General features: G+C 71.3%; 21 protein-coding genes. 9 read left to right on the forward strand and 12 right to left on the reverse strand.

From position 1 onward, the window contains the following. Positions 1-75 precede the first annotated feature (75 nt). The 4 genes from ABFX50_RS05755 to ABFX50_RS05770 are packed head-to-tail and all read right to left on the reverse strand — an operon-like array spanning position 76 to position 3,961. Positions 76-1,548 carry a lyase family protein gene (locus ABFX50_RS05755; RefSeq protein ID WP_346143873.1) on the reverse strand — a complete coding sequence of 491 codons (1,473 nt, stop codon included), beginning with the start codon at positions 1,546-1,548 and terminating at the stop codon, positions 76-78. Further along, positions 1,535-2,071 carry a protocatechuate 3,4-dioxygenase subunit alpha gene (gene pcaG, locus ABFX50_RS05760; RefSeq protein ID WP_183645403.1) on the reverse strand — a complete coding sequence of 179 codons (537 nt, stop codon included), beginning with the start codon at positions 2,069-2,071 and terminating at the stop codon, positions 1,535-1,537. Before pcaG ends, ABFX50_RS05755 begins: the two co-directional genes overlap by 14 nt. Then, positions 2,068-2,808, reverse strand: a complete 741-nt coding sequence (pcaH, locus tag ABFX50_RS05765) for a protocatechuate 3,4-dioxygenase subunit beta (protein ID WP_183645402.1) — start codon at positions 2,806-2,808, stop codon at positions 2,068-2,070. The genes pcaG and pcaH overlap by 4 nt, the downstream gene beginning before the upstream one ends. Positions 2,809-2,815: 7 nt before the next feature. Next, positions 2,816-3,961 carry a thiolase family protein gene (locus ABFX50_RS05770; RefSeq protein ID WP_346143876.1) on the reverse strand — a complete coding sequence of 382 codons (1,146 nt, stop codon included), beginning with the start codon at positions 3,959-3,961 and terminating at the stop codon, positions 2,816-2,818. 49 nt (positions 3,962-4,010) lie between these two features. Between ABFX50_RS05770 and ABFX50_RS05775 the strand changes: the two genes are divergently transcribed. Further along, positions 4,011-4,169 carry a hypothetical protein gene (locus tag ABFX50_RS05775; RefSeq protein ID WP_346143878.1) on the forward strand — a complete coding sequence of 53 codons (159 nt, stop codon included), beginning with the start codon at positions 4,011-4,013 and terminating at the stop codon, positions 4,167-4,169. A gap of 179 nt (positions 4,170-4,348) precedes the next feature. Here the strand turns inward: ABFX50_RS05775 and ABFX50_RS05780 are convergent, their stop codons facing one another. After that, a complete protein-coding gene (locus ABFX50_RS05780; protein ID WP_346143880.1) occupies positions 4,349-5,632 on the reverse strand; it encodes a 2'-5' RNA ligase family protein in 1,284 nt (427 codons plus the stop codon). Between the two features lie 25 nt (positions 5,633-5,657). After that, the gene (locus tag ABFX50_RS05785; protein ID WP_183645400.1) at positions 5,658-6,410 is read right to left on the reverse strand and encodes an SDR family oxidoreductase; all 753 of its coding nucleotides are present in this window, start codon (positions 6,408-6,410) and stop codon (positions 5,658-5,660) included. 61 nt (positions 6,411-6,471) lie between these two features. On the opposite strand from ABFX50_RS05785, the gene ABFX50_RS05790 reads away from it, so the two are divergent. Next, positions 6,472-7,593, forward strand: a complete 1,122-nt coding sequence (locus ABFX50_RS05790) for a methyltransferase (protein WP_346143882.1) — start codon at positions 6,472-6,474, stop codon at positions 7,591-7,593. A 12-nt stretch (positions 7,594-7,605) separates the two neighbouring features. Here the strand turns inward: ABFX50_RS05790 and ABFX50_RS05795 are convergent, their stop codons facing one another. Continuing rightward, positions 7,606-8,403, reverse strand: coding sequence for an SMP-30/gluconolactonase/LRE family protein (locus tag ABFX50_RS05795; RefSeq protein WP_346143884.1), 798 nt, complete (start codon positions 8,401-8,403; stop codon positions 7,606-7,608). 109 nt (positions 8,404-8,512) lie between these two features. On the opposite strand from ABFX50_RS05795, the gene ABFX50_RS05800 reads away from it, so the two are divergent. Continuing rightward, positions 8,513-10,846: an ATP-binding cassette domain-containing protein gene (locus ABFX50_RS05800; RefSeq protein ID WP_346143886.1), complete on the forward strand. Its 2,334-nt coding sequence runs from the start codon at positions 8,513-8,515 to the stop codon at positions 10,844-10,846. Between the two features lie 116 nt (positions 10,847-10,962). Continuing rightward, on the forward strand, positions 10,963-11,514 hold the full coding sequence (locus ABFX50_RS05805) for a dihydrofolate reductase family protein (RefSeq protein WP_346143888.1): 552 nt from the start codon (positions 10,963-10,965) through the stop codon (positions 11,512-11,514). 218 nt (positions 11,515-11,732) lie between these two features. Here the strand turns inward: ABFX50_RS05805 and ABFX50_RS05810 are convergent, their stop codons facing one another. Genes ABFX50_RS05810 through ABFX50_RS05820 form a run of 3 tightly spaced genes read right to left on the reverse strand, consistent with a single transcriptional unit; the run spans position 11,733 to position 14,508 of the window. Beyond that, on the reverse strand, positions 11,733-12,359 hold the full coding sequence (locus ABFX50_RS05810; protein ID WP_346143890.1) for a class I SAM-dependent methyltransferase: 627 nt from the start codon (positions 12,357-12,359) through the stop codon (positions 11,733-11,735). Positions 12,360-12,418: 59 nt separating this feature from the next. Then, positions 12,419-14,086 (reverse strand): solute symporter family protein, encoded by a 1,668-nt coding sequence (locus tag ABFX50_RS05815; protein WP_346143892.1) that lies wholly within the window; start codon positions 14,084-14,086, stop codon positions 12,419-12,421. Then, complete coding sequence (locus ABFX50_RS05820) at positions 14,083-14,508, reverse strand: DUF485 domain-containing protein (protein WP_346123326.1); 426 nt, start codon at positions 14,506-14,508, stop codon at positions 14,083-14,085. The genes ABFX50_RS05815 and ABFX50_RS05820 overlap by 4 nt, the downstream gene beginning before the upstream one ends. A gap of 160 nt (positions 14,509-14,668) precedes the next feature. On the opposite strand from ABFX50_RS05820, the gene ABFX50_RS05825 reads away from it, so the two are divergent. Next, entirely contained in the window at positions 14,669-15,493 is an 825-nt protein-coding gene (locus ABFX50_RS05825; RefSeq protein ID WP_346143895.1) for a PIG-L family deacetylase, read from the forward strand. A 238-nt stretch (positions 15,494-15,731) separates the two neighbouring features. Here ABFX50_RS05825 and ABFX50_RS05830 read toward each other — a convergent pair whose 3' ends face one another. Beyond that, positions 15,732-16,520 carry an SDR family NAD(P)-dependent oxidoreductase gene (locus ABFX50_RS05830; protein ID WP_346143897.1) on the reverse strand — a complete coding sequence of 263 codons (789 nt, stop codon included), beginning with the start codon at positions 16,518-16,520 and terminating at the stop codon, positions 15,732-15,734. A 111-nt stretch (positions 16,521-16,631) separates the two neighbouring features. Between ABFX50_RS05830 and ABFX50_RS05835 the strand changes: the two genes are divergently transcribed. The 4 genes from ABFX50_RS05835 to ABFX50_RS05850 all read left to right on the forward strand — a co-directional run bounded on the left by ABFX50_RS05835 (position 16,632) and on the right by ABFX50_RS05850 (position 22,123). Continuing rightward, the gene (locus ABFX50_RS05835; protein ID WP_312895419.1) at positions 16,632-17,207 is read left to right on the forward strand and encodes a TetR/AcrR family transcriptional regulator; all 576 of its coding nucleotides are present in this window, start codon (positions 16,632-16,634) and stop codon (positions 17,205-17,207) included. 308 nt (positions 17,208-17,515) lie between these two features. After that, positions 17,516-19,102 carry a Na+/H+ antiporter gene (locus tag ABFX50_RS05840; protein ID WP_346143899.1) on the forward strand — a complete coding sequence of 529 codons (1,587 nt, stop codon included), beginning with the start codon at positions 17,516-17,518 and terminating at the stop codon, positions 19,100-19,102. Between the two features lie 165 nt (positions 19,103-19,267). After that, positions 19,268-20,938 (forward strand): discoidin domain-containing protein, encoded by a 1,671-nt coding sequence (locus tag ABFX50_RS05845; RefSeq protein WP_346143901.1) that lies wholly within the window; start codon positions 19,268-19,270, stop codon positions 20,936-20,938. 3 nt (positions 20,939-20,941) lie between these two features. Next, positions 20,942-22,123, forward strand: a complete 1,182-nt coding sequence (locus ABFX50_RS05850) for an MFS transporter (RefSeq protein WP_346143903.1) — start codon at positions 20,942-20,944, stop codon at positions 22,121-22,123. A 14-nt stretch (positions 22,124-22,137) separates the two neighbouring features. Here the strand turns inward: ABFX50_RS05850 and ABFX50_RS05855 are convergent, their stop codons facing one another. Continuing rightward, the gene (locus ABFX50_RS05855; protein ID WP_346143905.1) at positions 22,138-23,337 is read right to left on the reverse strand and encodes an RNA-guided endonuclease InsQ/TnpB family protein; all 1,200 of its coding nucleotides are present in this window, start codon (positions 23,335-23,337) and stop codon (positions 22,138-22,140) included. Positions 23,338-23,451 lie beyond the last annotated feature (114 nt).

Genomic DNA, 23,451 nt, shown 5'->3' on the forward strand with positions numbered 1-23,451 from the left:
GGCTCACGGTCCCGCCGACGGCACGGCGGCTCACAAGCTTCTCTCGCGTACGGCGAGGCGTGGTGGCGGGGCGGGTCACGGGGTCTCTCCTGGGGTGCGGCGCAGGGCTCGATCGACGAGGGCGGGCGCCGAGCCGAGGTAGTGGGTCGGGTCGAGCAGGTCGTCGAGGGCGAGCCGGTCGCCCACCGCCTGCTCGAGCGCCTCCCTGAGCCCCTGACCGGGGGAGGCCCCGGCGAGCAGGGCCCTGGCGCGCTCCTTGCCGAGAACAGGGGTCAGCTCGGCGGCGAGACGTTCGGAGACGATGAGGCCGCCCGTCAGGTCGAGGTTCGCGCGCATCCGCTCCCGATCGACCCGCAGCCCCTCCACCAGGTCGGCGGCGTCCCTCGCCGCGCCGCCGACCAGGCGCAGCAGGTCGCGCAGGGTCTGCCACTCGGCATGCCAGGCCCCCGAGGGACGCTCGTCCTCGGCGGCCAGCGCGCCGTAGAGGACGGCGGCCAGCGCGGGGGCCCTGCGCGCGGCGGCGGCGATCCAGGTGGCGCGCACCGGGTTGCTCTTGTGCGGCATGGCCGACGAGCCGCCCCCCGCCGCCTCGCTCACCTCGCCGATCTCGGTACGCGAGAGCACCAGCACGTCGGCGGCCATCTTGCCGAGGGCGCCCGCGGTGAAGGCGAGCGCGCCGCCGAGGTCGGCGACCGGCGTGCGCAGCACGTGCCATGGCAGGACGGGCTCGGCCAGCCCGGTCTCGCGAGCGAACCCGGCGACCAGCGACGGCCCCACCCCAGCAGGCCCCCCACCCGACCCCGCCGAGCCTTCCAAGCTGCCCGAGCCGCCCGGGCCTTCCGAGGACTTCGAGCTCTCCGCAACCTCCACGAGGGCGGGTCCCGGCGAACCGGGCGGCACCGCCGACGTAGCAGGGCCCTCCGAGATGGCGGAGAAGGCGGCCATGGTGCCGGCCGCGCCGCCGAGCTGGGCGGGGAGGGAGCGCCGTACGGCCAGCAGCCGGTCGTGGGCGTCCAGGGCCAGCGCCCGCCACCCCGCCGCCTTGAGCCCGAACGTGGTCGGGACGGCGTGCTGGGTCAGCGTCCGCCCCGGCATCGGCGTGTCGCGGTGCTCGGCGGCCAGGACTGCGAGCGCGCCCGCCGTACGGGCCAGGTCGGACAGGACGGCGCCGAGCGCGCGGTGGGCGACGAGCATCAGCGCGGTGTCCATGATGTCCTGGCTGGTCGCGCCGAGATGCACGTACGGCGCCGCCCTGTCGCCGACCGCGGCGGTCAGGTCGGCGACCAGGGGGATCACCGGGTTGCCGCCCTCGCGGGCGCGCAGAACCAGCGAGGGCAGGTCGAAACGCTCCGCACGGGCGGCCTCGGTCACCCAGAGCCCCGCCTGCTCAGGGACGTGGAAGCCGCCTCCGGCGAGCGACGCCCACGCCCTGGTGAGCGCCGCCTCAGCGTCGAGCAGCGCCTGGAGGAAGGCCTCGTCGCCGGTCGCGGCCGCCACCGCCGAGCCCGCGTGGCCCGCCGACAGCAGCCCGAGATCAGCCGAAGTCAAGGAAGACCGTCTCCTGCTCACCCTGCAGGCGCACGTCGAACACGTACACACCCTCCCGTTCCTCGGCCGCCATCAGCGTCGCCCTGCGGCCGGGCTCGAGGGCGGCCAGCAGCCGGTCGCCGGGCTCGTCACGCAGATAGGCGCGAGTGTAGAGGTGGTGGCCCAGGCCACGCGCGAAGACACAGACCGAGATGTAGGGCAGCCCAGGCATCAGCGTGCGCAGCATCCAGCGCCCGTCGGCGTCGGTGGCGACCCTGCCGAAGCCGGTGAAGTCGAGGCCGTGCCTGCCGATGATCGCCCCCGTCACCGGATCACGCCGCAGCGAGCCGGGCGCGCCGCGCAGCCCGCCGTCGGGGTCCGACTGCCAGAACTCCAGCAGCGCGTCGGGGACGGGCTCGCCCGCTCCGTCGTAGACCCTGCCGTGGAGCACGATGCCGCCGTGGGCCAGGTCGCCGCCGCCCGCGAACGGCAGCGCGTAGCCGTAGAACGGGCCGACGGTCTGCGAAGGCGTGGGTTTGATCATGATTCCATCCAGGTCGCGGAGGGGCCGTCCAGCACGATGTCCCACCGGTAGCCGAGCGACCACTCGGGAACCGACAGGTCGTGGTCGTAGGCCGCGATCATCCGCTGCCTGGCCCGCTCGTCCAGGACGGAGTTGAAGATCGGGTCGTAGGGGAACAGTGGATCGCCTGGAAAGTACATCTGGGTGATCAGCCGCTGCGCGAAGGCCGTGCCGAACAGCGAGAAGTGGATGTGCGCCGGCCGCCAGGCGTTGCGGTGGTTGCGCCACGGGTAGGCGCCGGGCCTGACCGTCGTGAACGCGTAGCGGCCCTCGTCGTCGGTCAGGCAGCGGCCGACGCCGGTGAAATTGGGGTCGAGCGGCGCCGGATGGTCGTCGCGCTGGTGCAGATAGCGTCCCGAGGCGTTGGCCTGCCACACCTCGACAAGCTGGCCGCGTACGGGGCGCCCCGCCCTGTCGAGGACCCTTCCGGTCACCGTGATGCGCTCGCCGAGCGGCTGACCCTGATGCTGACGGGTGAGGTCGGCGTCGAGGGCGGTCACGTCCGTGACGCCGAAGACAGGGCCGGTCAGCTCGGCGGCCTCGGGGTCGTCCACCACCACGAGCGGCTGGTGCGGGTGGCGCAGGGCGCTGCTGCGGTAGGGGGCGAAGTCGCGGGCGGCATGGTGCCGCTCGACCCCCTCCTTCAGGTACGCCTCGTGCAGGTCGGCGATCTCGGCGGAAATGCGTTCTTGGGTCATGAATTCCTCAGCGCTCCAGGACGACGGCCAGGCCCTGGCCGACGCCGATGCACAACGCCGCGAGGCCGAGGCCCGAGCCCGCGGAGGCCAGCTGGTGGGCGACGGCGCCGGTGATGCGCGCGCCCGAGGCCCCGAGCGGATGGCCGAGGGCGATGGCCCCGCCGCGCGGGTTGACGATCGAGGGGTCGAGGTCGGGCAGCTCGGCCAGGCACCCCAGCACCTGGGCGGCGAAGGCCTCGTTCAGCTCGACGACGGACGGCTCGCGTCCCCTCAGCGCCTTCCTCATCGCCTCGACGGGGCCGAGGCCGAAGTACTGCGGCTCGATCGCGCTGACCGCGCTGCCGGTGATCCTGGCCAGCGGCTCACGCCCGATGGCGGCCAGGCCGTCCGCGTCGCACAGCAGCAGCGCGGCGGCGCCGTCGTTGAGCGGGGAGGAGTTTCCCGCCGTCACCGTGCCGCCCTCGCGGAAGGCGGGCTTCAGCCTGGCCAGCGCCTCCATCGAGGTGTCCTCGCGGATGGACTCGTCCCTGACGACCTCGCCGACGGCCACCATCTCGGCGCCGAAATCGGCCTTGGCCGCCTTCTGGTGGCTGGCCAGCGCGTAGGCGTCCTGCGCCTGCCTCGAGACGCCGTGCCCGTCGGCGACCAGCTCGGCGCCCTCGCCGAGGGAGACCGTCCACTCGGGGGCCATGCGCGGATTGACCAGGCGCCAGCCCAGCGTGGTGGAGACCAGCTCCTGGTTGCCTGCGGGAAAGGCGCGCGAAGGCTTGGGCAGCACCCACGGAGCGCGGCTCATCGACTCGACGCCGCCCGCGACCACCACCGAGGCGTCGCCGAGGGCGATGGCGCGATAGGCCTGGATCACCGCCTCCATCCCGGAGCCGCACAGCCTGTTGACCGTCGCGCCGGGCACGCCGACCGGCAGCCCCGCCAGCAGCGAGGCCATCCTGGCGACGTTGCGGTTGTCCTCGCCCGCGCCGTTGGCGTTGCCGAACACCACGTCGCCGATCGCGGCGGGGTCGAGGGCGGGGGAGCGGGCCAGCAGCTCCTTGATGACGTGCGCGGCCAGATCGTCGGGGCGGACGCCGGACAGCGCCCCGCCGTACCTGCCGATGGGCGTGCGGACCGCGTCCACGACGAAGACCTCGTTCACAGCGACGACGCTAGGGCGCGATCGCCCCGCCCGCACGCACCGGCTTCCGGTGAGTGGAAGCCAGCGCGATCAGCGGGTAGACAGGGTCGGGACGCGGGCGATCCTGCTCGGGCAGCGCGGCCAGCAGGGCGTCGAGCTCCTCCAGCTCGGCCGGGTGCGCACCGCCGGTCCAGCCGTTGTGCGGCGAGGCCAGCCGCTCGCGCCCTGACCTCTCCTCCGCGCGTGGCGTCGTAGTGGGCCGCCTCGCTGTCGTAGTCGAGCACCCGCGCCTCCTCCCTGTCAGAACCCGATCGGTCAGAAGCTGATCGGTCAGAACCCGATCGGTCAGAACCCCGATCCGGCGGAACCCCGGTCAGTGGGGGCCGGCTTCGTCGCGGTCCGAATCCGTCAGAAGTCGAATTGCGCGAACGGCTCGCCGCGCAGGATCGCCAGGAGCGCCGCCTCCGGATAGGGCACCAGGTCGTCGGGCAGCGCGTCCAGCGGATGCCAGTCGAGCGCGGCGCACTTTCCCGGCTCGGCGTTGTACGGCTCGCCGGTCCACCGCTCGGCGCGGAAGAACAGCCCCATCCTGTCGGGCGCGCGGTGCATGGCGTGCACGAAGGTGAGGTCGGCGGGGTCGACCATCACGCCCACCTCCTCTCTGGCCTCGCGTGCCGCGGCCTCGAGCGCCGATTCGCCCTCCTCCAGATGTCCCGAGGGCAGATGCCACAGGCCGTCGGCGTAGCCGGTGTTCGCGCGCCGTCCGAGCAGGACCCGCCCCTCACGGACGAACAGCACGTGCACGTCCACGATCGCCCTGAACCTGGCCCTCCTCACCTCGTGCGGCGCGACCGCCCCGCCGCGCCGCTCCAGCGCCTGAGCCCACTTCACCGCCACGGCCGCGACCTGCACCAGTTCGGCGCGCAGCAGGTCGGGGTCGTCCTCGGCGAAGGCCTCCATGACCTCCTCGTGCAGCACGTGCCGCCAGGTGTGCCCGCCCTGCCTCGCGGCCGCCTCGAGCTCGGCCCTGGCCTGGGTCGCCGCCGCGGTGCGCTCGGGGCCCGTGCCGTCGGGAAGTTCCTGCACGCCCCACATGGCGTCCTGTGCCACCCGCTCGGCGGCCACGTCGGCCAGCAGCGCGGCCAGCGAGCCCGGCACCCCGTAGTCGCCGTCGCCGAGGGGGAAGAACTGCTCGGCCCGCCACGTCGTGCCGTCGAAGGTCACCAGCGTGACCCCTCCCACCTGGGCGGTGAAGGGCAGCCGCGCGACCAGGTCGGCCTCGATCTCCGCCATGACGTCGGGCTCCGCGCCGTCGGCGACCGTCAGGTGAGGGATCGCGTCGGGATAACGCCCGCCGTACGGCGGAGCCTCGGGCCAGCGGGCGGCCACCGCCCCGGTGAGCTCGCGCAGCGGACCCGCCGGCTCGGGGGCCAGGTAGAGCACGCCGGGGAAGCGGCCGGTCGCACGAAAGGTCAGGTCGAACGCCCTGCGGGCCGCGAACAGCCGTGCGAGCTCGTCGCGCATCCCTGCGTCGATCCGCCCGAGCGTCAGGAACGGGTAGAGGACCGTGACGTGCGCGCCCACGCCGTAGCGGGCGGAGGAGTCGTAGAGCCCGCGCCAGCGCCCCACGACGGGTTCGGCCGCGGGCACGTTCACCACCAGGGCCGTCTGGCCCACCTCGAAGCGCTCCACGCCGTTCGCTCCTCTCCTCGCGCGGTCAGGTGACGGTGTGACCGCCGTTGACGGTGATCTGCTCGCCGTTGACGAACCCCGCCGCGTCGGAGGCGAGGAAGGAGACCACCGCGGCCACGTCCTCAGGGGTGCCCGTCCTGCGCACCGGCGTCTCCGCGACGTAGGCGGCCAGCTCATCGGCGGGCAGGTCCGCGTGCCGCTCGACCGGGATCCAGCCGGGCGCCACGAGGTTGACGGTGATGCCGTGGGGGCCAAGCTCGCGCGCCCACGACCTGGTCAGGCCGAGCTGCGCCCCCTTGGCGGCGACGTAGGCCGACATGCCGGGCAGGGCGCGAGCGAAACTGTCGGAGCCGATCTGGATCAGCCGTCCCCGCCCTCTCGCCTTCATCGCGGGCAGCGCGGCGCGCAGCAGCAGGGTCGGACTCTTGACGAAGAACAGCAGCTGGTCCAGGTGCCCCTGCCAGGTGAGCTCCTCGACCGTGATGCTCGGCTGCGGGCCCGTGGCGTTGGCGACGACGACCTCCACGGGGCCCAGCGCCCTGCCGACCTCGGCGAACAGTGTCGTGACCGACTCCTCGTCGGTGACGTCGGCGGCGAACGCCTCGGCGGCGCCGCCCTTCCGCCTGATCTCCTCGACCACCGCTCGAGCCGCCTCGGCGCCCGAACGGTAGTTGACGGCCACCGTCCAACCGTCGGCGGCCAGTCGCCTGGCGAGAGCGGCGCCGAGTCCTCTGGAGGCTCCCGTCACCAGCGCGACGGAACCGGTTCGTTCGATCATGGTGGACACGAACTCTAGCGGGCGGCGCCCCTCTCCACCTGCTCGGCTACCCTGGGGCGCGATGAACGAGCTCGACCTGACCCGCTACCCCGCCAACCCTCGCGACCAGCTGCGCGCGTGGGACGCCGCCGACGAGTACCTCCTGCGGCACCTCGGCGACACCCTCCACGGCGACGTGGTCGTGTTCGGCGACCGGTGGGGAGCGCTGGTCACCGCGCTGGCCGCCCACCGGCCCACCCAGATCACCGACTCCTTCCTCACCCAGGAGGCCACCAGGGCCAACCTGAAGCGCAACGGGATCGACGAGGGACAGGTGCGCCTGCTGTCCACCAGGGACACCCCGCCCGACCGCGTCGACGCGCTGCTGGTGCGGGTGCCCAAGAACCTCGCGCTGCTGGAGGACCAGCTGCACCGCCTGGCGCCCGCCGTCCACGAGGGCACGGTCGTGGTCGGCGCCGGCATGGTCACCGAGATCCACACCTCGACCCTGCGGGCCTTCGAGCGCATCCTCGGCCCCACCAGGACCTCCCTGGCCGAGCGCAAGGCGCGCCTCATCTTCTGCGCCCCAGACCCCTCGCTGCCGAGAACGCCGAGCCCGTGGCCGGTCAGCTACGCCCTGCCCGACGACGTCGGCCCCGCCTCGGGGCGCACCGTCGTCAACCACGCCGGCATCTTCTGCGCCGACCGCCTCGACATCGGCACCAGGTTCCTGCTGCGCCACCTGCCGGGCAGCAGGGGCCCGGAGCGCGTCGTGGACCTCGGCTGCGGCAACGGCGTGGTGGGCCTGTCCATGGCGCTGGCCAACCCCGAGGCCGAGGTGCTGTTCGTCGACGAGTCGCACCAGGCGGTCGCCTCGGCGTGGGCCACCTACCAGGCCAACCCCGGCTCCCAGGCCGGGGCCGCCGCCCGCTTCGCGACGGGCGACGGCATGGCGGACGTCGAGCCGGGCTCGGTCGACCTGGTGCTCAACAACCCGCCCTTCCACACCCACCGCGCCACCACCGACGACACGGCCTGGCGGATGTTCACCGGATCCCGTACGGCGCTGCGCAGGGGCGGCGAGTTGTGGGTGATCGGCAACAGGCACCTCGGCTACCACGCCAAGCTGCGCAGGCTCTTCGGCAACTGCGAGGTCGTCGCCAGCGACCCGAAGTTCGTCGTCCTGCGCGCCGTCAAGCGCTGAGCCGGCGGGCCGTCATGGCCGCGTCCGCACCGACAGGATCCTCCCCTCGCGCTGCTCGGCGGCCTTGTTCGCGTCGGGCGCCGTACACAGGAACAGCGTGCGCCCGTCGCCCCCGCCCAGCGCGCAGGCGAAGACGCCGAGCTCGCCCGCGCTGACCTCGTCGACGATCTCGCCGCCCTCACGGACCCTGACGGCTCGGTTGCCGCCCGCATCGGCCGCCCAGATCGTGCCGTCCACGTCGAGCGCCAGGCCGTCGGGCGCGCTGCCCTCGGGCAGCTGCGCCCACGTGCGCCTGCCGCCCAGCGATCCGTCGGGGGCGAGGTCGAAGGCGGTCAGCCGCCCCGCCCACGACTCGGCGACGACCAGCGTCGCGCCACCGTCGGTGATGACCATGCCGTTGGGGAAGCGCATCCCCTCCGCGACCACCGTGACCGAGCCGTCCTGGTCGACCCGCAGCAGGACGGTGTCGGGCCCGGCGAAGTCGATGGTCCCGACGTAGGCGCGGCCGTGGCCGTCCATCACCAGGTCGTTGCTGAACTGCGTGCTGTACGGCGACAGGTCGGCGTACTCCACCGCCTTGCCCTCGCTCACTCTGAGGAGCTTGTTGTCCATCATCGAGACCACGAGCAGGTCGCCGTCGGGCAGCCATCCGAGACCGGACGGCGCGCCGGGCACCTCGACGACGGGCTCGGCCGTGCCGTCCATCGAGATCGCGAAGACCTGGTAGCGCCAGAAGTCCGAGACCCACAGGCGCCCCTCGTGCCAGCGCGCCCCCTCGAAGAACGCGCCCCCACTGACCAGCGTTTCCATGACTGTTCCTCCTTTTCGCAGGAGACGTAGAAACCGGGGCCCCCTTTCTCGACATCCGGCCGGAAAAATCTTGGAAGAATCTTGGACGGGGCCCGGTAACGTCGTGCGCATGGAGCCTGACCAGTACGTCCGGGTACGCGGCGCGAGGGTGCACAACCTGCGTGGCGTGGACGTCGTCATGCCGCGCGACGCCCTGGTCGCCTTCACCGGCGTGTCGGGCTCGGGCAAGTCGTCGCTGGCCTTCGGCACCCTCTACGCCGAGTCGCAGCGCCGCTACCTGGAGTCCGTCGCGCCCTACGCGAGGAGGCTGCTGCACCAGGCGGGCACCCCCGACGTGGACGACATCACAGGACTGCCGCCGGCGGTGGCGCTGGAGCAGCGCAGGTCGGTGCCGTCGAGCCGCTCGTCGGTCGGCACGGTGACGATGATCTCCAACTCGCTGCGGATGCTGCTGTCGAGGGCGGGCCGCTATCCGGAGGGCGCCGAGCGGCTCGACTCCGACGCCTTCTCGCCCAACACGGCGGTGGGCGCCTGCCCCGAGTGCCACGGCCAGGGCGTGGTCTACGAGGTCACCGAGGAGTCCCTGGTCCCCGACCCCTCGCTGAGCGTCAGGCAGGGCGCGATCGCCTCATGGCCCGGCGCGTGGCAGGGCAAGAACCTGCGCGACCTGCTCGGCGTCCTGGGCTACGACATCGACAGGCCGTGGCGCGAGCTGCCAGCGGAGCAGCGCGAGTGGATCCTGTTCACCGACGAGCAGCCGGTGGTGACCGTCCATCCCGAGCGCGACCCCGACCGCATCCAGCGGCCCTACCAGGGCAAGTACTCCAGCGCCAAGCGCCTGGTGCTGCACGCCTACGCCGATTCCAAGAGCGAGACCAGCAGGAGGAAGGCCGAGCGGTTCCTGGTCGGCGCGGCCTGCCCGTCGTGCGGGGGGCGCAGGCTGCGTCCCGAGGCGCTGGCCGTCACCTTCGCCGGGCACGACATCGCCGAGCTGGCCTCGATGCCGCTCCAAACGCTGGCAGGCGTGCTCAGGCCGTACACCGAGGGCCAGGGGGCGGCCGCCGTGCTGTCGCAGGACCTCATCGCCCGGATCGACGTCCTGGTCGAGCTCGGGCTCGGCTACCTCAGCGCGAGCAGGAGCAGCCCCACCCTGTCGGGCGGCGAGCTGCAGCGGCTGCGCCTTGCCACCCAGCTGCGCTCGGGCCTGTTCGGCGTCGTCTACGTCCTCGACGAGCCGTCGGCGGGGTTGCACCCCGCCGACACCGAGGCGCTGACCTCGGTGCTGGTACGGCTGAAGCGCTCGGGCAACACCGTCTTCCTCGTCGAGCACGACCTCGACGTGGTGCGCACCGCCGACTGGGTGGTCGACGTCGGCCCAGGAGCGGGGGTGCACGGCGGCACGATCCTGCACAGCGGCCCGGTCGGCGAGCTCGCGGGGGTCGAGGAGTCGGTCACCCGCCGCTACCTGTTCCGCGCGCCTTCGGCACGGGCGGGTGCGCCCCGCACGCCCCGCGGATGGCTGAAGCCGCGCGGCATCACCCGCAACAACCTGCGCGGCCTCGACGTCGACGTGCCCCTCGGCGTCTTCACCGCGATCACAGGGGTGTCGGGCTCGGGCAAGTCCACGCTGCTCGACGCGCTGGGCTCCAGCGACGAGACCGACAGGGTGGTGCGGGTCAACCAGCAGCCCATCGGCCGCACCCCGCGCTCCAACCTGGCCACCTACACCGGCCTGTTCGACGTCGTCCGCAAGCTGTTCGCCGCCACCGACGAGGCAGGAAGGCGCGGCTACGACGCGGGACGTTTCTCCTTCAACGTCCAGGGCGGGCGCTGCGAGACCTGCAAGGGCGAGGGCTACGTCTCGGTCGAGCTGCTCTTCCTGCCCAGCACCTACGCCCCGTGCCCCGACTGCCACGGCGCCCGCTACAACCCGGCCACTCTGGAGATCACCTATGACGGGCTGACGATCGCCCAGGTGCTCGACCTGACGGTGGACGACGCCTACGCCTTCCTGCCGGCGGCGCGGCGTCAGCTGGGCACGCTGCGCGATGTCGGCCTCGGCTACCTGCGGCTCGGCCAGCCCGCCACCGAGCTGTCCGGCGGGGAGGCCCAGCGCGTCAAGCTCGCCTCCGAGCTGCAGCGCACCGGCAGGGGCCGCACCCTCTACCTGCTGGACGAGCCGACCGCGGGGCTGCACTCCGCCGACACCGAGGTGCTGATGCGCCAGCTCGGCGCCCTCGTGGACGGCGGCGCCACCGTGGTCGTCGTCGAGCACGACCTCGACGTCATCCTGGCCGCCGACCACGTCATCGACCTGGGGCCGGGCGGCGGCGAGCAGGGCGGCACGATCGTCGCCCAGGGCACGCCCGAGGAGGTGGCCGCCGCGCCAGGCAGCCGCACCGCCCCCTACCTGCGAGCGCACCTGCCCGGCTCCCGCCCCTGAGACGCGGCGCGTCGCGGCGGCCGTCGGAGTGACCCCGGCGGCGCTCCGACACTGTTGACAAAAAAAGTTGTCGGTGCGAGGCTGAAGCCACACCGCAAGGAACATGAGGAGACGACATGCGAAAGATCACGGCTGCCTTCTTCATCTCCCTCGACGGCGTCGTCGAGTCTCCCGACCAGTGGCACTTCCCCTACTTCAACGACGAGATGGGCGCCGCGATCGGCGCGCAGATGGCCGAGTCCGACGCCATGCTCATGGGCCGCGTCAACTACGAGGAGTGGGCCGCCTACTGGCCCAGCAAGAGCGGCCAGGGCGACGTCTTCGCCGACCACATCAACAACGTCAAGAAGTACGTCGTCTCGAACACGCTCGACTCGGCCGACTGGACCAACAGCACGCTGATCAAGGGAGACTCCTTCGTCGAGGAGCTCACCGCGCTCAAGCGGCAGGACGGCGGCACCATCTCGATGAGCGGCAGCGCCACCCTGGTCAGATCGCTGCTCGAGCACGACCTGCTCGACGAGCTCTACCTGATGGTCCACCCGATCGTCGTCGGCGCCGGCCAGCGACTGTTCGAGGGCACCGGCCAGATCCCGCTCAAGCTCGTCTCCTCCACCACCTTCGAGACAGGCGTCCTCTCCCTCGTCTACTCAACGGAGCCGAAGTGACCACCAGGACCACCGCCGACTAGCTGCTCGTCAAGCAGGGCGCGGCCCCTGTGGATCTCCCACCCCGACAGGCGCGCTCTCGTCGAGCCCCTGCCCGACGGCGTGCGCGAGGCGGCCGGCCCGCAGGAGGCCGCCGTGGCCCTCGTCTCCGCCGACGACGCCGCCTCGTCAGGGTGCCGAAGCCCGGCGAGCGGGCCTTCACCGGCGGCAGATGACCGTCAGGCCTTGCGATAGACGGTGACGGCGAAGGGCCGATGGGTGCCGGTGTCGACCCGGTCGGTCACGGGCGACAGCGAGCGGTCGGCGTCGGCGAACCTGTGCAGGCTCGCCGCCTCGGGCCACGGATGCACCAGCACCAGCACCCCGCCTTCGGCCAGCAGCCCCGCCAGCCGCCGCGAGGCCTGGCGAAGCCGTCCCGACCTGCCCACGTAGTAGAGCGTCTCCGCGCAGAAGACCAGGTCGAACCGCTCTTCAAGAGGATGGCTCAGGAGGTCGGCATGGACGAACCTGGCCTTCTCCGTCCGCTGCCTGGCCCGCTCCAGGGCCCGTGTGGAGATGTCGATCCCGACGATCTCGGCGTCGGGGAAGCGCCGCGCCAGAGTGTCGGTGAACACCCCCTCCGCGCACCCCACCTCCAGAATCCGCCGGTACGGCAGGCGGGGAACCGCCTCCAGCGTCATGGCGTACTTGTGCCGCTCGTAGGCGTCGCTCCCGAGCCTCCACGGATCGGGCGTGCGGTGCCACCAGTCGAAGTAACGGCGCAGGAAGACGCCCTGCCCCCGAGGGGAGAGCAGGGACATCATCCGGAAGAAGGTCCGATGCATCCGCTCGGCGAGTTCCGTCATGCTGTCTCCCTTGATCGAGAAGCACTCAAGGGAAACCTAGGATCTGGAACGCCGACGGGCTAGTGCTGCCGCCGTGTTCCCCTCGTCGGGGCCCGGTGCGCGCCGGTCCCCGTGAGGGAGCGGACCGACAGCTCGTCGAACCTGTCGGTGTCGGGCTGCTCCTTGCTCAGCAACGCTCCGGCGACCGCGCACACGAAGCCGAGCGGGATCGACACCAGGCCGGGGTTCTCCATCGGGAAGAAGGCGAAATCGACGCCACGGGGGAGTAGCGACAGGCTGGCCCCGGTGACCGGGTCGACCTTCCCCGACACGACGGGGGAGAAGAACACCAGCAGCAGTGACCCGGACAGCCCGCCGTACACCCCCGCGACGACGCCGGTGGAGTTGAACCTCTTCCAGAACAACGACAGCACGATCGCGGGCAGGTTCGCCGAGGCCGCCATCGCGAAGGCGAGCGCCACCAGGAAGGCGACGTTCTGGTGCCGGGCGACCACCGCGAGCACGACCGCCAGCAGCCCGATCACCAGGGCGGACAGGCGCGCCACCCCGACCTCCTGCGACTCTCTCGGCCTGCCGAACATCAGCACGTGGCCGAAGTAGTCGTGGGCGAGGGAGGTGGAGGAGGCCATGACCAGGCCCGAGACCACCGCGAGGATGGTGGCGAAGGCGACCGCGCCGATGAAGGCGAGCATCAGGTCGCCGCCGACGGGCCCTCCGACGTACTCGCCCAGCACCTGCGCCAGCTGCAGGGCGGCGGTGTTGCCCGCGGGGTCCTGCGCGGTGATCGCCTCGCGCCCGACCAGGGCGGTGGCGCCGAAGCCCAGCGCCAGCGTCATCAGGTAGAAGACGCCGACCAGGCCGATCGCCCAGTTGACCGAGGCGCGGGCGGCGCGGGCGTCGGGCACGGTGAAGAACCTGGTGACGATGTGCGGCAGGCCCGCCGTGCCCAGGACCAGCGCCAGGGCGAGGCTGATGAAGTCGAGCTTGTTCAGCAGCGTCCTGACGGGATCGCCCTCGACGTCCTGGCCGAATTTGACCCCGGGCCGCAGGAAGTCGGGCTGGCCGCTGGCCTTGGCGGCGGCGCCCAGCATCTCGCTCAGGTTGAACCCGAACCTGCCCAGCACCAGCACCGTCAGCACGATCGTGCCCGACATCAGCAGCACGGCCTTGATGATCTGCACCCAGGTGGTGCCCTTCATGCCGCCGAACATCACATAGAAGATCATCATGGCGCCGACCGCGACGATCGTGACGACCTTGGCGGTGTCGGTGGAGACGCCCAGCAGCAGCGACACCAGCGCGCCCGCGCCCACCATCTGGGCCAGGAGGTAGAAGACCGAGACGGTGACCGTGGACACGACGGCCGCCACGCGGACCCTCGGCTGCTGCCGTACGCGGTAGGACAGGACGTCGGCCATCGTGAACCTGCCCGCGTTGCGCATCAGCTCCACCAGCAGCAGCGTCAGCAGCCACGCGACCAGGAAGCCGATCGAGTAGAGGAAACCGTCGTAGCCCGACAGCGCGATGATGCCCGCGATGCCGAGGAAGGAGGCGGCCGACATGTAGTCGCCGGCCAGCGCCAGGCCGTTCTGCGGCCCGGAGAAGGCCCTGCCGCCCGCGTAGAAGTCTTCGGCGCTGCGGGTGTTGCCCCTGACCCAGAACGTGACCACGAGGGTGATGACGATGAAGAGGATGAACAGGCCGAAGGTCAGCACCGTCCCGCTCATCGGCGCCGCCTTCCGTGGCGCGGCTGGGGTGTCCAGTTCTCGATGCGCCTGCGTTCGGCCAGGATCTGCTCGTGCCGCTCGAGGTCGGCCTGGCGCTGCTCGGCCTCCTGGCGCAGCTGCGCCGACAGCGGGTCGAGCATCCTGCGCGCGTAGCGGGTGTAGCGCCAGGCCAGGACGAAGGTGGAGACGAACTGCAGGATGCCGAGCAGCAGCGCGACGTTGATGTTGCCGATGGCCGGATAGGCCATGAAGTCGCGGGCGAAGGCCGACAGTGAGATGTAGAGGAAGTACCAGCCGAGGAAGGAGGCGACGATGCCGATCGCCAGACGGCGGAAGCGTGTTCTGAGAAGGCGGAACCTCCGGTCCTGGACGACATCCGCGTACGGCCCCGCTGGTCCGTGACGCCCTGAGCCACCCACCATGCGGCCCTCCCCTGGCTCGCGATCACCCTCTGTGGCGGTGCGACTCCACAGTGAGATGAACGATACGGACGGCTCCGCACTTTTTCCGGGAAATGCGGGAACTCCCAATGCGCACCCCTCCTGCCGGGGAAATGTCGGCGTCGTGAGGTTGAATGCAGGGATGGATCGACAGTTGACAGTGATGGCCGTGCACGCCCACCCCGATGACGAGGTGATCGGCACCGGCGGCATCCTCGCCCGCTACGCCGCCGAGGGGATCAGGACCGTCCTGGTCACCTGCACCAACGGTGAGCAGGGTGACGGGCCTGGCGGGGTGAAGCCGGGCGACCCCGCCCACGACGACGCCGCCGTCGCCGAGCGCAGGCTGACCGAGCTGCGCGAGTCGGTGGCGCACCTGGGCATCGAGCATCTCGAGCTGCTCGGCTACCGCGACTCGGGCATGGACGGCTGGGAGGGCAACGCCCACCCCGACTCCTTCTGGAACGTGCCGGTGGAGAGCGCGGCGGCCAGGTTGGCGGAGTTGATGGAGCGCTACAGGCCGCAGGTGGTGGTCACCTACGACGAGAAGGGCGGCTACGGCCACCCCGACCACATCCAGGCGCACAGGATCGCGGTGGCGGCCACCGAGTCGACGGGCATCCCCGACAAGCTCTACTACACGGCCGTGTCGAGGAAGGGGGTCCAGGAGATGTTCGACTACATGCGGGCCTCGGGCATGGAGATGGACGAGCTGGAGCTGCCCGAAGACTTCGGCACCCCCGACGAGCTGATCACCACGGTGGCCGATGTCTCGCCGTACGTCGAGCACAAGGTGAAGGCGCTGCGCGCGCACGCCAGCCAGGGCGACAGCATCTTCCTGCTGCAGATGCCGGAGGAGGCCCAGCACCGCGTCTTCTCCACGGAGGCCTTCGTGCGGAAGGTCTGCAAGGTCCCCGCACCCGACCACGAGGACGACCTGTTCGCGGGCCTGCGCGGCCAGCTGTAATGACCACGAGCGTTGTTAACAGTGGTACTTGATCAACAAAGAGACCTCCGGTGTGGTGTGGGTGTCGAATCTGCAGCCACACACGGAGGCCTCGTGTCGCACCGTAACGCCCGGCTGACCGTTCATGGCCGCCGCCTACTCTGTCGCAGGGATGCGCCGGGCGCGGGGCGCGTGGGCATGGGGCGCGCGGGCATGGGGCGCGCCCGGCGGCCGGCATCCCCGCGCCGCCCCTCGCGGCTCAGACCGTTTTGATGGCGCCGCCGTCGATGACGTAGTCGGCGCCGTTAACGCTTCCCGCGTGCGGTGAGGCCAGATAGGTCACCAGCGCGGCGACCTCCTCCGGTTCGACGAACCGGCCTGTCGTCATCCCCGTGCTCGACGGCAGCGCCGCCAGGAGCTGGTCGTGTTCGAGACCGAGCGAGGCGGCGAGCGCGGCGCCGTAGCCGTTGGGGTCCTCCCACATCGAGGTGCGCGCCGCGCCCGGCGAGATCGTGTTGACCCGTACCCCGCGCGGGCCGAACTCCTCGGCCAGCGCCTTGCCGAACGCGGTCAGCGCCGCCTTGGCGGTGGTGTAGGTGATCGGTCCCGCGTGCGGCATGCGGGCGCCGTTGGAGGAGATGGTGACGACCGAGCCGCGCCGGCGCAGCAGGCTCGGCATGGCGGCCCTCGTGGCGCGCACGGCGCTCAGGAAGTTCAGCTCGTAGGCCTGCTGCCATTGCTCGTCGCCGAAGCCGAGGAAGCCGTCGAGCTGGCCCTCGCCCCCGTCGCCGCCGCCCACGTTGTTGACCAGCAGATCGATCTCGCCCAGTTCGGCCAGCGCCTGGTCGATCAGCTCGGCGGGCCCCCGCGCGGTCGACAGGTCCACCGCCACCACGCTCGCCCCGCTCTCCGCGAGCGCGGGTGAGATCGTCCGCGCGGCGGCCACGACCCGCATCCCCTCGCCGGTCAGCGCCTTGACGATGGCCAGGCCCAGGCCCCTGCTCGCGCCGGTGACGACGGCGGTCTCGCCGGACAGTCGCATATCCATGGTCGTGAAACCTCTCTTAGGTGCGTCAATGCCGATGCCATGAACGTATAACTTGCAACACTGATGACGCAAGTTCGAGTTGAGTGGCCACGATGGCGTAACATCAGGGGTGTGAGTGAGACGACGCGTGCGCTGCGGTCCGACGCGGAGCGAACCGTACGGACGATCCTGGAGGCGGCCGAGCGGGTGCTCAGCAAGAACCCGGCGGCCAGCATGGAGCAGATCGCCGAGGCCGCGGGGGTGGCGCGCACGACCGTCCACCGGCGCTTCGCCTCCAGGGACGCGCTGGTCGACGCGATGGCGGGATGGGCGACCAAGCAGTTCGCCGCGGCGGTGGAGGCCGCGCATCCCGAGACCACGCCTCCGCTGGTCGCGCTCTACCAGGTCACGGCGAACGTGCTGCGAGTGAAGATCGACTGGGGGTTCGCGATGAGCAGGGCGCTGTCGTCCGACCCCGAGGTGGGCAGGGTGCACGCGGAGGTGGAGGCGCGGTGCGACCGGCTCTTCCGCGGCGCCCAGGCCGCAGGAGTGCTCCGCGCCGACGTCGACCCTGACTGGGCCAGGCGCGTCTACTACGCGCTGATCCACGAGGCGGCGCAGAGCCACGACGGCGACGCCGACACCCTGGCCACGCGCCTGGTCGACACCCTGCTGCGAGGCCTGGGCACGGGCAAGGGCCTGGCCTAGTCCGCCTTGGGCTCGGCCCGGCACCGCCTGGGGCCCGGCACCACCTCAGGCTCGGCCGGCTCCACCTCAGGCGAGGTTCGGAGGCTCAGGTGAGGTTCGGCCTCGTCTCCAACCGGCAGGCCCCGCGCGCCTCCCGGCGGCATGACGATCGGCGCGCCGTCGACGATCGAGCAGGCCGAGCCGGGCAGGCTCGCCGCAGGGCGCCGGTCGGCCGCGACGACATGTCTCCCCCAAGAAGAGGGATTGTTTCCTGATCGGGTGTTTCCGCCTGGCGATCACGCGGACCCCGTTGTGCCAGGCTGCGAAGCGTGGACCAGCTCGTGCTCCTGTTCCTGCTGTTGCTCGGCGCGGTGGTGACCGTACCTCTGGGCGAGCGGCTCGGGCTGCCCGCGCCGGTGCTGATGACGCTGTTCGGGATCGTCATGGCGCTGCTGCCGTTCGTGCCGAACGTGGACGTCCCGCCCGAGCTGGTGCTGCCGCTGGTGCTGCCCCCTCTGCTGTACGCCTCGGTGCATCGGACCTCGTGGCGGCAGTTCGCGGCCAACTGGCAGCCCATCTTCCTGCTGGCCGTCGCGCTGGTGTTCGTCACGACCGCGGCGGTGGCGGCTGTGGCGCACGCCATCGTGCCGGGGCTGCCGCTGGCCGCGGCCGCCGCGCTCGGCGCCCTGGTCGCCCCGCCCGACCCGGTGGCGGCGACCGCGGTGGCGGGCAGGCTCGGCCTGCCCAGGCGCATGGTGTCGATCCTGGAGGGCGAGGGGCTCTTCAACGACGTCACCGCGATCGTGCTGTACCACGTGGCGATCGCCGCCGCCGTCACCGGCACGTTCACCTGGACGGGCGCGGTGGGGGAGCTGGTGCTGTCGGCGGTGGTCGCGGTCGTGGTCGGCGTGGCGGTCGCCTGGACGGCCGGCAGGCTGATGGGCTTCGTCGCCGACGCCACCCTGCAGATCGGCCTGTCGCTGCTGGTGCCGTTCGTCAGCTACGCGCTGGCCGACCAGCTGCGGGGCTCGGGGGTGCTGGCCGTGCTGACCACGGCGTTCTACCTGTCGGAGCGGACGGCCAACCCCGACGACGTCTCCGGCAGGCTCGCGGGAGCGACGTTCTGGGAGATCGTCGACACGCTCGTCACGGGCATCGCCTTCGGCCTGATCGGGCTCGAGCTGCACACCGTCTTCGGCACCTCCGAGGGGCGGGCGTGGCAGATGCTCGGCTGGGGCGCCGCGGTCGTCGCCGTGGTCGTGTTCGTACGGCTGGCCTGGCTCCTGCCCGCCGCATGGGCGGCCAGGAAGATCCGCGAGGCGACGCACAACCACCCCGAGATCCCCGGCAGCCTGCGCGAGACGATCGTCATGTGGTGGGCGGGCATGCGCGGTGTGGCCTCGGTGGCGCTGGCCCTGGCCATCCCGTTCGAGACCGAGGACGGCTCGCCCTTCCCTGCCCGCGACGAGATCGTCTTCATCGCCTTCGTCGTCATCCTCGCCACGCTCGTCCTGCAGGGGCTGACCCTGCCCTGGCTGGTGAGCAGGCTCGGCGTGCGCGCCGACACCGAGGCGGAGAAGTCGCTCGAGCGGGAGCTCGCCATCCGCGCCACCCGCGCGGCCAGGCGCCGCCTCGAGGAGATCGACGCGGCGGAGGAGCTGCCTGAGGAGGTGAGGGAGCTGCTGGTCAGACGGGCCTTCGACATGGGGGTGCGGATCAGCCCCGACATGGCCGACGAGGAGCGGCGCGCGGCCGTCGCGCAGCGGGTCGAGCGCGGACGACGGGTGCGACGGGTCCAGGAGGAGATGCTGTCGGCCTCGCGCCAGGCCGTGCTCGCCGCGCGCAAGGAGCCCGGCGTCGACCCTGAAGTGGTCGACAGGGTGCTGCGCGAGCTGGATGTCAGAAGCCTACGCTGATTCAAGTTAGGAAGGTTTCCTAACTTCCTTGACAGCCGCCCGAACCGCTTGCCAGGATGCCGATTAAGCGGCTTGGCGCGGCGTCGGCGACGACGTGACGCGCTCAGTGATCTTTCTGCCCCGGCCGTGCGTCGTGAGTAGTTCCCCCATGCCTTGGAGCCCTCGATGCCGCGTGCGCTGCTGTTATCCCTCATCCTCCTGGCAGGGCTGCTTGTCGGCCCCGCCGCCGCCACCGCAGCCGAATCCCTGCTCTCCCAGGGCAAGCCTGCGACCGCCTCCTCCGTCGAGGACGCCACCCTGGGTGCCGCGAGCGCCTTCGACGGCGACCTCACCACCACCCGATGGGCCTCGGTCGAGGGCCACGACCCCGAATGGCTCCAGGTCGACCTGGGCGCCGTCACCCCGCTCACCCGCGTCAAGCTGACCTGGGAGGCCGCCTACGGCAAGGCCTACCAGATCCAGGCCTCCAACGACGGGGCCGCGTGGACCACCCTCTACTCCACCTCCAGCGGCGACGGAGGCACCGACGACCTGACCGTGTCGGGCTCGGGCCGCTACGTCCGTATGTACGGCACCGCCCGCGGCACCGCCTACGGCTACTCCCTGTACGAGATGCAGGTCTACGGCGAGGGCGGCCCGGGCAACCCCGGCCCCGACTACCAGGCCGAGAACGCCACCCTCTCCCAGGCGAGCGTTGCGGCCAACCACGCGGGCTTCACCGGCAGCGGCTTCGTCGACTACGTCAACGTGGCGGGCGGCTACGTCGAGTGGACGGTCACCGCGGCCACCGCGGGCGCCCACAACCTGACCCTTCGCTACGCCAACGGCACCACGGCCAACCGCCCGCTGGCCGTCGCGGTCAACGGCGTTACTGTCAACCGCGACTTCCCCGGCACCGGCGCATGGAGCACCTGGGCCGACGTCACGCTCACCGCGACGCTGAACGCGGGCGCCAACACCGTCCGCGCCACCGCCACGGCCGCGACGGGCGGTCCGAACCTCGACAAGCTCACGGTCGGCCCCGCCACAGGCGGCGGCTCGTTCGTGGTGGCGGCCGCCGGCGACATCGCCGACCAGTGCACCGCCAGTTCGAGCTCGTGCATGCACCCCAAGACCGCCAACGTGGTCAAGTCGATGAACCCCGAGTTCGTCATCACGATGGGTGACAACCAGTACGACGACGCCAGGCTGCAGGACTTCACCGCCTACTACGACAAGACGTGGGGCTCGTTCAAGAGCAAGACCAGGCCCGTGCCCGGCAACCACGAGACCTACGACCCGGCGGGCTCGCTGGCGGGCTACAAGTCGTACTTCGGCTCGATCGCCTACCCCAACGGCAAGAGCTACTACAGCTACGACCACGGCAACTGGCACTTCGTCGCCCTCGACTCCAACGCCTTCGACCAGAGCGCGCAGATCAACTGGCTGAAGGCCGACCTGGCCGCGAACACCAAGCGCTGCGTGGCCGCCTACTGGCACCACCCGCTGTTCAGCTCGGGCGAGCACGGCAACGACCCCGTCAGCAGGCCGGTCTGGCAGGCCCTCTACGACAAGCGGGCCGACCTCGTGCTCAACGGCCACGACCACCACTACGAGCGCTTCGGGCCGCAGAACCCCAGCGCACAGGCCGACCCGAACGGGATCGTCGAGATCCTCGGCGGCATGGGCGGCGCTCCGCCGTACAACATCGAGAACGTGCAGCCCAACAGCCAGAAGCGGCTGTCGGGGACCTTCGGCGTGGTGAAGCTCAGCCTCGGTGAGAGCACCTTCTCCTGGCAGCTGATCGGCGTCGACGGCGCGGTCAAGGACACCAGCCCGACCTACACCTGCCACTGATTGATGTACATCTCGGGATTCCGGTATCGCGGGCTGACCATGGCCGTGCCGGCCAACGTGCTGGCACTGGGCATGGTCAGCCTGGTCACCGACATCTCCTCGGAGATGGTCACCGCGGTCCTGCCGTACTACGCGGTCCTCGTGCTGGGGCTCAGCCCGCTGGCCTACGGCCTGCTCGACGGGCTCTACTTCGGGGTCACCGCGGTGGTACGGCTGGCCGCGGGGCACGCCGCCGACCGCTGGCAGCGCCGCAAGCTGGTCGCGGGGCTCGGCTACGCGCTGTCGGCGGTGTGCAAGCTCGGCCTGATGGCGGCGGGCGGCTCGGTCGGGCTGCTCGGCGCCGTGGTCGCCGCCGACAGGACGGGCAAGGGCCTGCGCACCGCGCCCCGCGACGCGCTGATCTCGCTCAGCGCCTCGCCCGAGACGCAGGGCCAGGCCTTCGGCGTCCACCGGGCGATGGACACCGTCGGCGCCTTCCTCGGGCCGCTGGCCGCCTTCGCCGTGCTGGGCGCGACCGGCGCCTACGACGTGGTGTTCGTGGTCAGCTTCGCGATCGCCGTCCTCGGTGTCGTGCTGCTGGTCCTCTACGTCAGGGAGCAGCCGCCGGTCGTCGTGCCCGTTCCCGCCGTGCGCCCGAGGGTCACGCTGGCGCTCCTGCGCGAGCCCCGCTTCCGCAGGATCTGCCTGCTGGCCGCGGGGCTCGGCCTGGTCACGGTCAGCGACCCCTTCGTCTACCTGCTGCTGCAGAAGGGCACGGGCATCGCGCCCGAGCACTTCCCCCTTCTGCCGCTCGGCACGGCCGCCGTCTACCTGCTGCTGGCCGTACCCGTCGGGCGGCTGGCCGACAGGTGGGGGCGCGTGCCCGTGTTCATGCTCGGCCACGTCGCGCTGGTCTGCGTCTACGCGCTCCTCGGCGGCGGCGCGCCGTACTGGCTGGTCCTGGGCGTCTTCGGGTTCTTCTACGCCGCCACCGACGGCGTGCTGATGGCCGCCGCGGGCCCGCTGCTGCCCGCGCACCTGCGCACCAGCGGGCTGGCGCTGCTGCAGACCGGGCAGGCCGTCGCCCGCATGCTCTGCTCGATCATGTACGGCGCCGCGTGGACGTTCTTCGGCCCCGTGCCGGGGCTGGTCGTGATGGGCGCGGGCATCGTGGCCTGCCTCGCATTCTGGAAGGTGGTCAGTTGACTTCCTCCTCACGCCTAAAGGCGAGGGACTCCAACCTTCGCAGGCTGGATTTCCTGCTTCGCGGGCGACTGCACCCGGGCGGACCCGGAGCGTCTGACGTCACCTCCACAGGCAGACACGGCAAGACCTGCCGCCAGGATGTTCTTCGCGGCGTTGACGTCCCGGTCGTGCCGGGTGCCGCAGGACGGGCATTGCCACGTCCGGGTGGACAGCGAGAGCGTGGCGAGCAGGTGCCCGCAGCCACTACAGGTTTTCGAGCTGGGAAACCAGCGATCCACCACGATCAGATGGCGGCCGTAGGCGGCCGTCTTGTATGCGAGCATGCGGCGGAAGGTGCCCCAACCGCAGTCGGAGATGGCCTTGGCCAGGCTCCGGTTGCGGACCATGTTCTTCACGGCCAGATCTTCGATCACGATCACGTCGTGGGCGCGGACCAGCCGCGTCGAGGTCTTGTGCAGGAAATCCGCCCGGGACGCGCGGACCTTGCGGTGGGCGCGGGCGACTTTCGCTTTGGCCTTGGCCCGGTTCGCCGAGCCCTTGGCCTTGCGGGCCATCCTGCGCTGGTAGCGGGCGAGGTTGCGTTGCCGTTTGGCCAGGCTGCCAGGGTTGGCGATCTTCTGTCCGTCGGAAGTGACCATGAAGTCCTTGACGCCCAGGTCCACACCGACCACAGCACCGGTAGCCTGGGCCTGATCCGGATCGGTGACATCAACGGCCAGCGAGACGTACCAGCGGCCGTCGGGGTCACGGGAGACAGTCACCGTGGACGGGGCGACCGTCGCCGGGTCCACGTCGGGCCAGGACCACACGAACTCAAGCGGGACGTCCATCTTCGCCAGCCACAGGCGGCCCTGGCGGTAGCGGAACCCGCTGCGGGTGTACTCCGCGCTCTGGCGGCTGTGCCGGGACTTGAACCGTGGGTATCGGGCGCGTCCGGCGAAGAAGTGGGCGAACGCCCGCTGCTGTGTGCGCAGCACCTGCTGCAGCGGGACCGAGGACACCTCGTTCAGCCAGGCGAACTCCTTGGTCCGTTTGAGCTGGGTGAGGAAGGCATTGGCCTGCGGCGCGTTCGTGGATGCCTGTTCGGTGTGCCAGCGACGGTGCCGCCAGGCAAGCGTCTGGTTCCACACCACGCGCACACACCCGAACGTGCGGTTGAGCACCGCTGCCTGTTCGGCGGTTGGGTACGCCCGACACTTGTACGCGGTCCGCACATCCAGAAATCTAGCAGTCGACGCTGCTCCTGCTTAACGTCATTCCACCTTGGCGGCGGACTGACGTCCCGTGCGCCGCTAGGCGGCAAGTTCGGTTTCCTCCCCAGGGCTAAA

The sequence above is a fragment of the Nonomuraea recticatena genome (assembly GCF_039533245.1).
GTDB lineage: Bacteria > Actinomycetota > Actinomycetes > Streptosporangiales > Streptosporangiaceae > Nonomuraea > Nonomuraea roseola.